General features: G+C 46.4%; 13 protein-coding genes. 11 read left to right on the top strand and 2 right to left on the bottom strand.

What is annotated here, in order from left to right; translation table 11 throughout:
- Positions 1–76 precede the first annotated feature (76 nt).
- The 5 genes from thrA to FYJ73_RS12305 all read left to right on the top strand — a co-directional run bounded on the left by thrA (position 77) and on the right by FYJ73_RS12305 (position 7,210).
- Positions 77–2,512: a bifunctional aspartate kinase/homoserine dehydrogenase I gene (gene thrA, locus FYJ73_RS12325; protein WP_154535026.1), complete on the top strand. Its 2,436-nt coding sequence runs from the start codon at positions 77–79 to the stop codon at positions 2,510–2,512.
- Between the two features lie 27 nt (positions 2,513–2,539).
- Positions 2,540–3,772, top strand: coding sequence for a cofactor-independent phosphoglycerate mutase (locus FYJ73_RS12320; protein WP_154535025.1), 1,233 nt, complete (start codon positions 2,540–2,542; stop codon positions 3,770–3,772).
- 32 nt (positions 3,773–3,804) lie between these two features.
- Entirely contained in the window at positions 3,805–5,133 is a 1,329-nt protein-coding gene (gene thrC / locus FYJ73_RS12315) for a threonine synthase (protein ID WP_154535024.1), read from the top strand.
- Positions 5,134–5,213: 80 nt separating this feature from the next.
- Positions 5,214–5,738: a ferritin gene (locus FYJ73_RS12310; protein ID WP_154535023.1), complete on the top strand. Its 525-nt coding sequence runs from the start codon at positions 5,214–5,216 to the stop codon at positions 5,736–5,738.
- A 158-nt stretch (positions 5,739–5,896) separates the two neighbouring features.
- Positions 5,897–7,210, top strand: coding sequence for an MATE family efflux transporter (locus tag FYJ73_RS12305; protein ID WP_154535022.1), 1,314 nt, complete (start codon positions 5,897–5,899; stop codon positions 7,208–7,210).
- Positions 7,211–8,163: 953 nt separating this feature from the next.
- Here the strand turns inward: FYJ73_RS12305 and FYJ73_RS12300 are convergent.
- Positions 8,164–8,886, bottom strand: coding sequence for an Ig-like domain-containing protein (locus FYJ73_RS12300; protein WP_154535021.1), 723 nt, complete (start codon positions 8,884–8,886; stop codon positions 8,164–8,166).
- Between the two features lie 12 nt (positions 8,887–8,898).
- Positions 8,899–9,108, bottom strand: coding sequence for a hypothetical protein (locus FYJ73_RS12295; RefSeq protein WP_154535020.1), 210 nt, complete (start codon positions 9,106–9,108; stop codon positions 8,899–8,901).
- A gap of 146 nt (positions 9,109–9,254) precedes the next feature.
- On the opposite strand from FYJ73_RS12295, the gene FYJ73_RS12290 reads away from it, so the two are divergent.
- From FYJ73_RS12290 to FYJ73_RS12265, 6 genes are all read left to right on the top strand, one after another.
- The gene (locus tag FYJ73_RS12290) at positions 9,255–9,758 is read left to right on the top strand and encodes a sigma-70 family RNA polymerase sigma factor (RefSeq protein ID WP_154535019.1); all 504 of its coding nucleotides are present in this window, start codon (positions 9,255–9,257) and stop codon (positions 9,756–9,758) included.
- A 19-nt stretch (positions 9,759–9,777) separates the two neighbouring features.
- On the top strand, positions 9,778–10,269 hold the full coding sequence (locus FYJ73_RS12285; RefSeq protein WP_154535018.1) for a hypothetical protein: 492 nt from the start codon (positions 9,778–9,780) through the stop codon (positions 10,267–10,269).
- Positions 10,266–12,872, top strand: coding sequence for a TonB-dependent receptor (locus FYJ73_RS12280; RefSeq protein WP_154535017.1), 2,607 nt, complete (start codon positions 10,266–10,268; stop codon positions 12,870–12,872). The genes FYJ73_RS12285 and FYJ73_RS12280 overlap by 4 nt, the downstream gene beginning before the upstream one ends.
- Before the next feature lie 5 nt (positions 12,873–12,877).
- Positions 12,878–13,804, top strand: a complete 927-nt coding sequence (locus FYJ73_RS12275) for a DUF4249 domain-containing protein (RefSeq protein ID WP_154535016.1) — start codon at positions 12,878–12,880, stop codon at positions 13,802–13,804.
- Positions 13,805–13,944: 140 nt separating this feature from the next.
- Positions 13,945–14,187: a hypothetical protein gene (locus tag FYJ73_RS12270; RefSeq protein WP_154535015.1), complete on the top strand. Its 243-nt coding sequence runs from the start codon at positions 13,945–13,947 to the stop codon at positions 14,185–14,187.
- A gap of 96 nt (positions 14,188–14,283) precedes the next feature.
- Positions 14,284–14,427 (top strand): hypothetical protein, encoded by a 144-nt coding sequence (locus tag FYJ73_RS12265; protein WP_154535014.1) that lies wholly within the window; start codon positions 14,284–14,286, stop codon positions 14,425–14,427.
- Positions 14,428–15,093 lie beyond the last annotated feature (666 nt).

Raw genomic sequence — 15,093 nt, 5'->3', positions numbered from 1 at the left:
GTAGCTTAGAAAATTAAGTTTTGGTATTGCCTTTTTGTATGAGGGATGCCAATTCATTCTATAAACATTATATATTATGAAAGTATTAAAATTCGGCGGAACATCGGTAGGTTCCGTGAAAAGTATTCTTAGTCTGAAGCGCATCGTAGAAAACGAAGCCCGCCGGCAACCCATTGTCGTTGTCGTCAGCGCTCTTGGGGGCATCACCGATCAACTTATTGCCACATCACGACTCGCCGTCAGCGGCAAGGATGAGTGGCGCACAAGCTTCGAGCAGATGGTGGACCGTCATCATAAGATGATCGACACTATCATCACCGATCCCAATGACAGAGAAACACTTTTCAACACCGTCGATGCACTCTTCGAGCAACTCCATTCCATCTACTTCGGTGTGTTCCTCATCCGTGATCTGAGCAAGAAAACACAAGATGCCATCGTCAGCTACGGTGAAAGACTCAGTTCCAACATCGTCGCTACACTCGTCAGAGGCTCTAAATGGATGGACTCCCGATCGTTTATCAAGACCTATGACATTGCCGGGAAAAACACGCTCGACAGCGCACTGACCAACCAGCTCGTCGTGGAAGCTTTCAAAGACATGCCACGGGTGACTCTTGTCCCCGGCTTCATCTCCACCGACCGCGACACAGGTGAAATCACCAACCTCGGACGAGGCGGCTCGGACTACACCGCAGCCATCATCGCTGCAGCCCTCGATGCTGAGGTGCTCGAGATTTGGACTGATGTCGACGGCTTCATGACGGCTGACCCACGAGTCATCAAGTCGGCCTACACCATCGACCAGCTCTCCTATGTCGAGGCCATGGAGCTTTGCAACTTCGGTGCAAAGGTCATCTACCCGCCAACCATTTACCCTGTTTGTGTGAAAAATATTCCCATCAGGGTAAAAAATACTTTCAACCCTTCGGCTCCCGGAACTATTATCAAGGATAAGATTGCCAACGACGCTAAGCCCATCAAGGGCATCTCCAGCATCAACGGCACTTCGCTCATCACCGTCTCAGGTCTGTCTATGGTCGGTGTCATCGGTGTCAACCGACGCATCTTCACGGCATTGGCCGACAACGGCATTAGCGTGTTCCTCGTTTCACAGGCCTCCTCCGAGAACTCCACGTCTATCGGTGTCCGTAACGAGGATGCAGAGGAAGCTGTGGAGGTGCTTAACCATGAGTTTGCATCAGAAATCGCCAACGGTGCCATGTTCCCCATGCATCTCGAAAGCAACTTGGCAACCATCGCCATCGTCGGTGAAAACATGAAACATACACCGGGCATCGCCGGAAAACTCTTTGGCACGCTCGGACGCAGCGGTATTTCGGTCATTGCCTGCGCACAAGGTGGCTCCGAGACCAACATCTCTTTTGTCGTAGACTCTCGCTCTCTGCGTAAGTCACTCAACGTCCTACACGACTCCTTCTTCCTCTCTGAATACAAGGTTCTCAATCTCTTTGTATGTGGCGTGGGTACTGTAGGAGGAAAGCTTCTTGAGCAGATCCGTAACCAATACGATGAACTCAAGGAACATTCACGACTGAAACTCAACGTCGTTGGCATCGCCAGCTCTAAAAACGCCATCTTCGACCGCGACGGCATCGATCTGAACAACTATCGCGAGCAGCTCCACAACTCTGAGCCCAGCACACCACAGTCGCTCTGCGAGAATATTCTGAAGATGAACATCTTCAACTCAGTGTTTGTAGACTGCACAGCGTCGGCCGATATCGCTGCCCTCTACCCCACGCTGCTCAACCACAATATCAACGTGGTGGCAGCCAACAAGATTGCCGCCAGCTCATCCTATGATAACTATCGGCTACTCAAGGACACTGCATTACTCCGTGGCGTGAAGTTTCTCTTCGAGACCAACGTAGGAGCCGGACTACCCATCATCGGTACCATCAACGACCTGCGTAACTCGGGTGACCGCATTCTGCGCATAGAAGCTGTACTCAGTGGCACACTCAACTTTATCTTCAACGAAATCGCTGCCGACGTACCCTTCTCCGAAACTGTCAGACGTGCCAAAGAACAGGGCTATTCCGAGCCCGACCCGCGTATCGACCTTAGTGGCACCGATGTTATCCGTAAACTCGTGATCCTCACGCGTGAGGCAGGATACCGTATTGAACAAGACGATGTGGAGAAACATCTTTTCGTCCCCGACGAGTATTTCAAGGGTTCTGTGGATGACTTCTGGAAAAACCTGCCAAAGCTCGACGCTGATTTTGAACGGAAACGCGAACAACTCGACAAGGAAGGAAAACGGTGGCGCTTTGTGGCCACAATGGATCAGGGAAAAGCTAGCGTAGCACTCAAGGCGGTAGGCAAGGATCATCCCTTCTACAGCCTCGAAGGCAGCAACAATATTGTGTTGCTCACTACAGAGCGCTATAAAGAGTATCCCATGCTTATCCAAGGCTACGGTGCCGGTGCCAGCGTTACTGCTGCTGGGGTCTTTGCCAACATCATGAGTATAGCCAACATTTAAACAAAAGATTGTTAATTCGGAATAACCATGAAACACATCATCATCTTGGGCGACGGCATGGCTGACCACGCCGTAGCACGGTTAGGGGGCAAGACCCTACTGCAATACGCCGACACTCCATATATGAACCGACTGGCTCGCGAGGGACGCACAGGCAGACTGATGACCATCCCCGACGGCTTTTTGCCAGGCTCTGAGGTCGCCAATACTGCTATCCTCGGCTATGACCTCAACAAGGTCTATGAGGGCCGAGGACCACTTGAAGCTGCCAGCATTGGCTACGACATGCAGCCCGACGACCTTGCCTTACGATGCAACATCATAGAGCTCGAGAATGGACGCATCAAAAACCACCACGGCGGACATCTCAAGACTGAGGAGGGCGACGTGCTCATCAAATATCTCAATGATAAACTCGGCAATGACCGCATACGCTTCATCACCGGTATACAATATCGTCATCTGCTTATCATCAAAGGCGGCAACAAGCACATCGTCTGCGCTCCACCGCACGATCACCCCAACGAGGAGTGGCGTCCATTGCTCGTCAAGCCTGAGGAGGGTTGGACCGATCGACACGATGGCGACCGAATGACGGCGCAAGAAACCGCTGATCTGGTCAATGACCTTATTCTCCACTCTCAGCAGTTGCTCATGGAGCATCCCTTCAACCAGAGCAGAGCAGAGAAAGCCAACAGCATCTGGCCGTGGAGCGGTGGATACCGCCCTTCGATGAAGACACTACAAGAACTCTTCCCACAGATCCACTCCGGTTCCTGCATCTCTGCTGTCGACCTCATCCGAGGCATCGGACACTATGCCGGACTCGACGTGGTGAAAGTGCCGGGAGCCACCGGACTCTCCGATACGAACTATGAAGGTAAGGCTCAGGCTGCTATCGACGCGCTGCGTCATCAGGACTTCGTTTTTCTACATCTCGAAGCCAGTGATGAGGCTGGGCATGATGGTGATCTGGAACTGAAACTGCGCACCATCGACTATCTCGACCGACGCATCGTGAAACCCATCTTCGAAGAGGTGAGCACATGGAATGAACCCGTGTGCATTGCGGTGCTCCCCGACCATCCAACGCCCGTTGAGATCCGTACTCACGTCAAGGAGCCAGTACCTTTCCTCATTTGGTATCGTGGTATTGAGCCCGACAATGTACAAACCTACGATGAGGTGTCGTGTGTGGAAGGTGACTACGGCATGCTCCACCTCAACGAGTTCATGGAAAAATTTATGAGTATCGAATAAAATATAGATAAACATTTGAAATCAATCAAATTATGAAATACTATTCAACCAATCATAAAGCTCCCATGGCCACACTCCGTGAGGCTGTGGAGCACGGACTGGCTCCCGACCGCGGACTGTATATGCCCGAGACCATCAAGCGCTTGCCCGAGTCGTTTTTTGAGAACATAGACAAGCTCTCGTTTCAAGAGATTGCCTTGGAGGTAGCCCGCTGCTTCTTTGGTGACGACGTAGACGAAGACTCGCTGCGACAGATTGTCTTCGACACCTTGGCCTTCGATACTCCAGTGCATCAGGTCAAAGACGACATCTACAGCCTTGAGCTCTTCCACGGCCCCACTTTGGCTTTTAAGGATGTAGGTGCCCGCTTCATGGCCCGCCTGTTACAATATTTTATCAAGAAAGACGAGAAGGCTACGGGCGTTCATCATGAGGTCAACGTGCTCGTGGCTACCTCTGGCGATACAGGATCGGCAGTGGCCAACGGCTTCCTCGGCATCGACGGCATCCACGTCTATGTTCTCTATCCCAAGGGAAAAGTCAGCAAAATCCAAGAGAGCCAGTTCACTACCCTCGGACGCAACATCACCGCACTGGAGGTCGACGGTGTCTTCGACGATTGCCAGGCGCTGGTAAAGAATGCGTTCATGGACAAGGAACTCAACGATCACATGAAGCTGACTTCTGCCAACTCCATCAATGTGGCGCGCTTCCTGCCCCAGGCTTTCTATTACTTCAATGCCTATGCTCAGCTCAAGCGTATGGGACTTGTTGGACCAGGAAAAAATGACATGGTCGTCTGTGTCCCCAGCGGTAACTTCGGCAACATCACCGCAGGACTTTTCGGTGCCCGCATGGGACTGCCCGTGAAGCACTTCATCGCCGCCAACAACGCCAACGACATCTTCTACAACTATCTGCAGACGGGTGTCTACTCACCGCAGCCGAGCAAGCAGACGCTTGCCAATGCAATGGACGTCGGTGATCCAAGCAACTTTGCACGTATTCTCGATCTCTACAACAACGACTGGAAAGCTATCCGCAATGACATTTCGGGTGCTACCTATAGCGACGACGCCATTCGCAAAACTATGAAGCAGTGCTACGACGGAACTGGTTATGTTCTTGATCCTCACGGTGCCTGTGGCTATCAAGCTATATCCGAGCAGTTGAAGCCCGGACAGGTGGGTGTCTTCCTTGAGACTGCTCATCCTGCCAAATTCAAGGAAAAGGTTGATGCGATCGACAATGCCGACATTGCTATCCCAGAGAGACTTCAAGCTTTCATGCGCGGAAAGAAACAAAGCGTGGAGATGCCAAACGACTTCGAAGCATTTAAGAAATATCTTATGCAGATTTAAATTAGCAGATCAGAATATTCTGGCCTGATTAGTCAGGCTTGAATATTACTGACTTCATTAATTAATAAAAAGCTTATATCATGTTAAGTCAAAAAATGCAGGACGCGCTCAATGCGCAAATCAATGCTGAGTTCTGGTCAGCTTATCTCTATCTGTCCATGTCGGCTTATGCCAATGCCCAAGGCTACCCTGGCATGGCTCACTGGTTCGAGGTACAGTATCAGGAGGAGTTGGATCACGTAAAGATCTTCTTCGACTATATCTTGCAACGTGATGGTCGTGTGATGCTTGACCCAATCCAAGGTGTTCCCACAGAGTGGGCTAATCCACTCGATCTCTTCCAAAACACTCTCAAGCATGAGCAGACGGTGACTGGCCTCATCAATAAACTCTATGCTACTTCGCTCGAGGACAACGACTTCGCTACCCAGAGCATGCTCAAATGGTTCATCGACGAGCAGGTCGAAGAAGAGGAAAATGCCAAAAACATCATAGACAGCCTGAAGATGATCGGTGACAATGGCTACGGCATTTATACGCTCGATAAGGATCTTGCCACGCGCGTTTACACTCAGGCCGCTCCGCTTGCTGCCAAAAATGCATAAAACACTACGGGAGGATATATTTGATCCCCAACGGTGGACAAATAACAAATATTGAAGAATAGGGAAAAGAACACACATCCAAAGACTCTTCAATTCAAATTGTCTTATCACGAAGAAGCGGAGGCAAAAGTCCCCGCTTTTTTCATTTTCTCGTTTTCATGTCCTTCACATTATCTATACTTGATCGCCGCATCCTGCAACTCGCCTTGCCTTCGGTTATCAACAACATCACCATCCCACTCCTTGGTCTGTGCGACCTTGCTGTTGTTGGACACATCGGCTCAGGCATCTATCTCGCTGCTATGTCAGTGGCTACCACTTTCTTTAATGTGACCTACTGGCTGTTCGGCTTTCTGCGGATGGGATCGAGCGGACTTACGGCTCAAGCGCATGGTGCTGGCGACCTCAAGGCGATCTACATGTCGTTGCTTCGGGCTCTCGGTGTAGCAGTCTGCGTAGCTGTCATCATTCTGCTGCTACAATATCCTTTATGGCGGCTTGCACTTTGGCTCATTTCTCCATCGGCTGGTGTTGAAGCTATTGCTACTGTTTATTTCCGAATCGTCATTTGGGGGGCACCCCCTACTCTGGCATTGATGTGCCTCAATGGGTGGTTTATTGGCATGCAGGACACGCGAACGCCAATGTATGTAGCAATCTTTCAGAATGTGATAAACGTCATCGTCTCGCTGTCGTTAGCTATAGGACTTGGCATGAAAATGCAGGGTGTAGCATTAGGAACCCTCATTGCCCAATGGTCAGGACTCTTAGCCGCTGTCTGCATGCTTCGCCGTCATGTGGCCCGCTGGGGTAGCATACATATCACGTGTAAAGAACTGTCACAGCGTACAGAACTGGCTCATTTCTTTTCGCTCAATCGCGACATTTTTCTTAGAACGGTCTGCTTGGTGGCAGTCAACTTTGGCTTCACAGCTTTCGGTGCCCGTCAAGGCGACACCATGCTGGCGGCTAACACCTTGCTGATGACCTTCTTTACGTTGTTCAGTTATGTTATGGATGGATTTGCCTTTGCCGGTGAAGCACTCTCAGGACATGCTTGGGGTGCCAATGATCAAAGGGGACTGCAAGCGGTCATCCAACGGCTGATCCAATGGGGCATGGGATTGGCCTTCACCGCCACTCTGTTCTATGCATTCGGTGGCAAACTGTTGATAGGCTTGCTGAGCAGCGATCCAACGGTGGTATCGATGGCTGATCACTTTCTGCCTTGGGCTTGTATGATACCACTCGCTGGAACATTGGCATTTGTCTTAGACGGTATTTGCATTGGACTGACACGCACGCGTTCGATGCTCTTGGCCAGCTTTGTTGCTTCCCTACTGTTTTTTGTTGTGGCGTGGCTAACGTTTTCCTTCACCCTTCCCACTCAGGAATGTACTAACCACCTACTGTGGATGGCCTTCATCCTCTATCTGTTGATACGGGGTGTAGTGCTAAAAATCTGCTGTTAAACAATGGTGGAACGTTAATTCTAATATTCCTCAATTCCGCAACCCTTCTAAAAGTCTCTGAACGTTGTGGTCAAAACTACCAAAAATGTGATTTATCTTGTTCGGACTGGCTTTTTGCTATGTGCTGACAGAAATGCGCGCATTATGCCCCCTTACCTCCATCTGGGGTTATAAACAACTGTCCCTCCCAAACATATGACCCGAAGGCGGATCCCCATATGGATGAAATCTACGAATATATCATGCTCCAACAGCAATAAGAAGAAGGCGAAGCTTTCTGGGAGAAACACAAATAATAGCTTCGATATTACCCTTTCTTTAGTGGACTATTGACAAGCCAAAAATTAAGGAAGCTTTGTTCTTGGTGAATCGAAGCTATGTTCTGATGGAATTGAAGTTATGTTCTGATGGGATCGAAGTTATGTTCTGATGGGATTGAAGCTATGTTCTGATGGGATTGAAGCTTTGTTCTGATGGACTCGAAGCTATGTTTCCTATATGGTAACGCTATAGAAAAAGGTCTTTCGCTAAGCAGGGAATGATTGAAACCTACGTTGCGAAAGACCTTTTGTTAGCAAGTAAGTCAACGTGCCACTTGTTTCATGTCGTTTGTATTGTGCGATGAAAATGGAACTGCGAGTTGTGACTATAAAAGTTAGCCGTTGTCAGCACGGCAAACAAAGAAAAGTCCTTGGCAGTATAGTCTTGAAGTCTTTCAAGGCATACCGCCAAGGATTTTTCTTACCGTGCCATAGTCGGGGAAAGTTAGTCTGAGGAACGATGACTGTCTTTCTGCGACGACGACTGAGTCTTATAGTGGATATTCTTAAGGAGAGAAAAGCAAACGAATAAAAATACGTATTTCCTGAATTTAATTCAATAATGTTGCTTATGTAGCAATTATTTCAGACATAAACAATGCTATCGAGAAAGAAGTTTTATCATATGACCTTCTACTCTCTTTTTGGTAAAGTCTTGTGGACTTTATTTCCTATGAACACATGCGGAAAGTCAATGCCCGTTTCTATGTCTTTAAAACTTACCGTTAAATAGGTTTGCGGTAGCGTGTTTATGCTTGACATGTTTGACAGAAGGTATGCAACTTTATCGTTTTTTAACTTAAAGGTATGTTCGAAGGTGCAATTTTCTCCTTTTAAGTCGAAAGACAACATGGTTCCTTTTTGAGATATATGGTATGTTCCTTTCATAATTGGTATATCATTATATTTAAACTGCATGTTATTATAGCTAAAAGCGTAACATATGCTATCCTCACTTGCAACCAATACGAATAAGCTATTTGACCTTATATTGAGATAGTTTCCTTCCTCCTTTTCAAAGTTCAACGTAAGAAATGGGAGAATCACATTTACCTCAATGCTACATGACTCATTCGTGATTTTATCTCGTACGAAGATGTTAGTAGTACCTATTTCCTTGCCGATAAGAGTGATTTTATGTTTGTCATTCTGAGCTGTAGCAATGTCCACTTTGTCGTTTCCTTCAACAATAATGTTTCCACTGCCACCAGTTATTATGAGATTTGCCGTATCACCCAAGGATACCTCTGCATAATTTTCTATAGTCAGAGGCTGATACTCATTTTCTTTATTGCTCTTACATGCAAAGAAGCATAGCGTAACTAAGATAACACTTAAAATGCTATATATTTTCATAATTTTATAATATTATATGATAAAGAGGGAGCGGAATCTCAAAGCCACTTGCCCCATTGTATTCGAGACTCTTGTTTGGGGATTAACAATTTCTCCATGACTTACCCTAACAGTAGATACTGCTGGTAAGGATTTTGCTGTCTTGAAAGGCAGTTGTTCATCGCTTTCACATGCTGCCAGCATAATGACAAACAGCAAGACCATAAAAATTTTGTCTATCATAAATTTTTTTTTGTCTTTTACACCTTAAGACTTCAAAAGCACGTAATTACTTACTCACTTTTCTTTTTTAATATTTCTTTTTTATATCTTTGCAATCAAGTTTAGTAAGTGATTTTGAGAAAGATCAGTCATTAGAAGAAACGCGTATGTCTATATCAGATAAAATAGAAGACCTTTTCAAGGACAACTATGATGCCTTGTGTATGTTCTCTATGCACTATGTTGGAGATATTTACACAGCAGAAGATGTTGTCATGGATAGTTTTCTCAAGCTTTCTGAAAAGATAAAGGACGGGGAAGAAATCATTGCCAAGAAGCATTACCTGTATCAAATCGTGAGGAATGAAAGTATTGATGTGGCACACTATAAGAGCATTAAAACAGAGATTGATGATTCTGCCATCCATTCGGAAGATATCGACGACTGGTCCGAGCTAAGTGAGCGGGAGGCAAAACTGTGGAAAGCAATCGACTCTCTTCCGCAAGTCCGCCGTGAAGTATTGCTCATGAGTAAACGTGATGGCATGAAGAATGTCGAGATAGCCAGTAGTCTTAACATTTCCGTAAGGACCGTGGAGTCTCATCTCTACAAGGCTTATCGTGCTCTTAGGGGAAAGGCGCATGAGATATATGTTATGATATTCTTTTAATAACGATAAACACGAAGACATGAAAAAGAATAAGGAAGACGAACTGCAATTTGTAGTCGACCACTATAAGACTGGGCATAAGAATGTTGATAATGCCTGGAAAGAGTTTAAAGGCATGTCTGGCATCACACAGCCAGGCTCACGCAAGCGTCTTCTCGTGGCTGCATCCATTGCCTTTGCGGCTGTCATGGCAGTAGCTGCCACCATGTTTGTCGTAAGAAGCTTTGACAACGGTTCTCCGAAATCATCACCAAACACCGAGAGAGCATTACCTGATACCGTGTCAAAGGCAAAGACCGACACTGTCAAAACCAAGAAAGGACCCGTTGTATTCCATTTTGACCATACACCTGTCAATGCGGCAATCAGAAAAGTGTCTGACTATTACGGAGTCGGTCTGACAGCGAGCGATACCACGAAGATGGTGACTGGAGAGATAGAGGCACATGATGTTAATGAGGCAATAGACATGCTGGAGGCCACACTTGGCATAGAAATAACTAAAAGATGAGGGGTGTCGTACTTTATATCCTCCTGCTTTTCTGCTGTCTGAAATTATCGGCGCAGAAAAGCACCGTCTACAGCGAAATGCTTCGGCTGCAAAACATCCATCATGTACATTTCCTCTACAAATCAGACCTTAACCTTAGTATCAATTACAACGGACGTGACATTAAAACATTAACTCTCCATCAAGCTCTCGATGAAGTATTCAGAAAGAGTGGCATCAGCTATAGTATCCACGGCTCGAATATCCTGCTGACACAAGGACAAAAAACGGTTACGGCTAAGCCTTTGATAGAGAGGCACGTCCTGAAAGGTATTGTGCGGGACTCTCTTGGTGAGCCGTTGGTCAATGTGTCGATTTATGACAAAGTATCACATACCGGAACATTGAGCAATGAACAGGGCGTTTATACGCTGATACTAATAAAAGGCGTGCACGTTTTAGAAGTGTCGTGGTTCGGACAGAGACAGAAAAGTTTCAGTATAAATATCAAGAAAGACACGAGGCATGACCTCGTCATCAAAGGCTCAATGGAACTCGGTGAGGTCGTAGTAAGCAGAGATCTTAACTCACCACTGAATACTACTCAAACAGGAAAGTTGACCCTACGGCCAGAGGACATCAATACAGAGTTCTCCCTACTTAGCTCGCCTGATCTTGTGAAAACCTTGCAGCGTACCTCTGGGGTAGCACAAGGTACGGAACTCTCTGGTGGACTTCTCGTACATGGCGGAAGTCCAGATGAGAATCTGTTCCTGCTCGACGGCACGCCTGTTTATCAGACCAACCACTCGTTTGGCCTTTTTTCCGCTTTCAACTCAGACATAATCAAGAACATTGATTTCTATAAGTCAGGTTTCCCTGCAAGATACAGTGGACGAATTTCGTCCATAACCGATGTTAGGACTAGAGACGGCAGCATGACAGAGCATCATGGGTCTTTCTCTTTAGGACTCATAGACGGAAGACTCCAGTTTGAGGGCCCAATCATAAAAGGCAGAACATCTTATAACATAGCGCTGAGGAGGAGTTGGATAGACCTCTTGCTGTTGCCGACATTCGCAATAATCAACCACTCAAAGAACGGTGGAAGTAAATTCAGATTTACTTATGCGTTCCACGATTTCAATGCTAAAGTAACACACCTGCTTAGCCGTAACAACAAACTGTGGCTCAGTTTGTATTCCGGTATGGACAACTATGGCATAAAGGATGAGGATGCTTGGTATGACTATCAGACTACGACGGAGAACAAGTTTCGCTGGGGCAATCTTAACGCAACCTCGGCAGGCGATTTCCAACTTTCTAACCGGCTATCAAACAATACGTCATTCATAGCTTCTTACAGTTACACCAACCAGAGCATGAATGAGGATGATATTTATCATCCCGAGCCAGACATTCGATTTCGTAAAAGTCTTGACATTAGCCACAACAAGACCAAGATGCTTGACCTCGGAATAAAGACCGACTTCACTTTCTTTCCCCACCCTAAGCATACCCTTCGCTTTGGCGGCGCGTTCACGGTGCACTGGTTTAATCCTCAGACCGTGATACAATCGTTCTATTTCGGAGACCCAAACGAGCATGTTGATACGACTGACGTGTCGGGACACACGAGGCTGTCCTCCGTTGAAGCTCAGTTGTACACCGAGGATGACATTGTGCTAAACCGCTGGATTAACGCCAACGTGGGTACGAGCTTCACATTCTATCACGTGTCAGACAAGACATTCCATTCTTTTGACCCGAGGCTGTCGATACGCTGGCACCCGGTGACTCCCTTGACATTCAAGATATCTTATACCCACATGTCGCAGAGCATTCACCGTATTGCGAGTACATTCCTCGATATACCATCTGACTTCTGGGTGCCGTCCATTGCCGTCATTCCACCTGTCAGATCACATCAGGTAGCCGCTGGGATATATACGCAGGTTAGTCCAGAGTTCATTTTTTCCCTTGAGGGTTATCTCAAATCTACTGACAACTTTCTGCAATACCGCCACTGGATGGGCTTGCAGCCTCCTGCCGCCTTCTGGGAACAGAATGTGACGCAAGGACGCGGTAAGGCTTATGGCATAGAGATGGAGGCACGGTATCGAACACGACGGCTGACCGCACAGATGGCTTACACCCTATCGTGGAGCAAGCGCAAGTTTCCGGAACTTTACGATGGTTGGTTTTACGATCAGTTCGACAACCGTCACAGGCTGAATACGACAATACGATACACAATGACAAAGAAGATCTCGGTGTATGCCGCCTTGACATTGAAGAGCGGTAATCGTGTGTCGTTTCCTACGGCTTCTGCCGTTAACCCACGGATGCCTGAAGATGACGACAATCATGAACTGACTTACATTTACGGTAAGCCCAATAATCTGTCGCTGCCTCTCTACCACAGGCTGGACTTAGGTTTCAACTTCAAGCATACCACGAGGAAGGGTCATGAAGCTATCTGGAATGTCAACGTATATAATGCCTACTGTCATCTGAACACCATATATGCCAAAGTAAGACAGGCCAACGACGGAAGCATAGCGGCAAAAGCAAAGGGCTACATCCCTATCATCCCATCGGTAAGTTATACTATAAAGTTCTGAACGAAATGACGAAACAAGTACTATTCTTCATACTTATCACGCTCTGCATACTGACGTCTTGCGGTGACAACATCGACATCCGTCAAGGGGAGACTCCCAAGTTTGTCATCTACGCCTTTCCAAGCGCAAGCGACACCATTCCAATAACGATTTCTGTTACTAAACCGGCTGGTCATAAAACACCAGTCCTCTCACATGCAACGATAGGTGTCACGTGCCTAATCAACGGCAAGGTAGATGAGATAAAGTTTGCCGACTCGTCTAATGTCTCCGGCCTGCCCGTGCTTACCTATTATGCCATTGGTAAGCACAAGACAGGTGACAGGGTTAGAGTGTCTGTTGAACCAGCAAGTCATCAAGATGGCTTAGACTTGACAAAGGCGTGGGGGGAGACACAAATACCAGAGTCACCATCCATTGACAGCATTTCCATGGATACCATATTCCATAAAGAAGATGACTATACAAGACTTAAGATATCGTTCAACAAAACGCATGACGTGCAATATTACGCAGCAAGGGTTAAGGGGATGGAGTATTTCGAGTCGGTCGACTCTGTAAGCTGTGTGTCTGAGGAAATAGAGACAAGTCTTGAGCCTTTGCTTAACGGACTGACAGACACAGAGCTTAACTTTGGCACAAAGAACGACTTCTATCATTTGATGTATGTCTTTGATTCGTCCCAAGTGGCATCACGAACGGTGACACTGCGCTTGTGTGTCCTGGAGCAGTCATACACTTCGGCTTATCGTGTCGAACTATTCTCACTATCACCGGAGTTTTATCATATGCTGAAGTCAATCAATGACATAAATAATAATGATATAGGAGCTCATGGTCTTGCTTTCATACAACCAACATATACTGATATCTATGGTGGTTATGGATGCGTGGCTGGATATGGATGCGTTAAATCCCAATGGCTGAAATGAAAAGCCTCATTTGCCTCATTTTCAAGCGAGCGTTTTGAATCTGTAAAAAGAAAAAAAATCGAAATATTTCTCAAATGTTTCCCAAGAGGGAATGAAAAATCCCGTAAGCTCTTTATGTAAAAGGACTTACGGAATTTATATTGTACCAGGACTCGGAGATATGCTCAGCCTACTTCTGTAAGGACGGCACGCCGCGCGACTTCGCCGACTGTGCGGGTCGTGAGGCAATGACGGCAAGCGTCTTGAATAATACCGATGTTCTTCTGACCGCCATCAACGACTTTACCGCCTTCAAGGACGAGCTTCTGAAGAGCATTCCTGAGAAGGTCGAGGCAAACCTGTCGCAGAAGCATGAGGCACTGCTCGAAAAGTTCTACAAGTAGCGCATCTATTATATCCTCTCGCTTGTATTCTCCATTGCTTTCGGCACATGCTTTACTGTTCTCTTCTGGTTCCGCAATTCGCAGCTCGGCGACAAAGTGAAGGAAGTGGAGCAGCAAAAGAAAGACTATCTGGAGTTCGTGAACTGGGGCCACTACATGAAAGAGAAGAATCCCAATTCATGGAAGAAGTGGGAGAGCGGTGAGATCAACTACACTCCAGCTCCAGATAAGCAGCCGTAGAAAGTATTAAGCCCCACAGACGTGCAGTTGAAATACTGTCTCGTCTGTGGGGTTCTTCCTCTTATTAAAACATGTGTGATAGCCTATGAAATGCTTTCCTGATTGTTTTCCCACCCAATTTAGTGTGAAGAAAAGAGAAATATCATAGGCTCATCAACATCCTTTTTGTTGTTTTTCCAAACTTGAAGTTCACTTTGTCAACTTTATACGTATATATGTCTAACAACCAAGAATAGGGATAGACTCCCACCTCCTTAGATGTCAGATTATAGACGTTCGCAAATTTCTTATTCATTTCTTTATGCACAGTTAATTACATGAGTAAACAAATGAAGACAAGTCTAAATTGAGAATGTGTTAGCCCAGAGAAACTGATATTGTAAATCAATTTTTCTAGACTAATACCCAATTGTCAGTTAAATATCATTGCTTATCCTTCCATTTGCATGTGAAGTCAGTTTGCCGTAGTTTAATCTTGACCAATAGATATGATGAAGGATTATTTTAACCTATAATGAAGTTCTACAGGAGTGGTGCCACCTGTTTTCCTATTTTGCGCCACCCAAGACCGATTTTATGGTCAGTTAGATACAGTTCTCTCAAGACGCGTTATTTTTTAGCGTCATTTTGCAACACAATGTCGTATAATTCCTTTTGTTTGCTGTC

This window comes from Hallella mizrahii, assembly GCF_009695775.1.
In the GTDB taxonomy this organism is placed as follows: domain Bacteria; phylum Bacteroidota; class Bacteroidia; order Bacteroidales; family Bacteroidaceae; genus Prevotella; species Prevotella mizrahii.
Note: the sequence above shows the minus strand (reverse complement) of the source record. Positions and strands in the feature narration are given on the sequence as shown.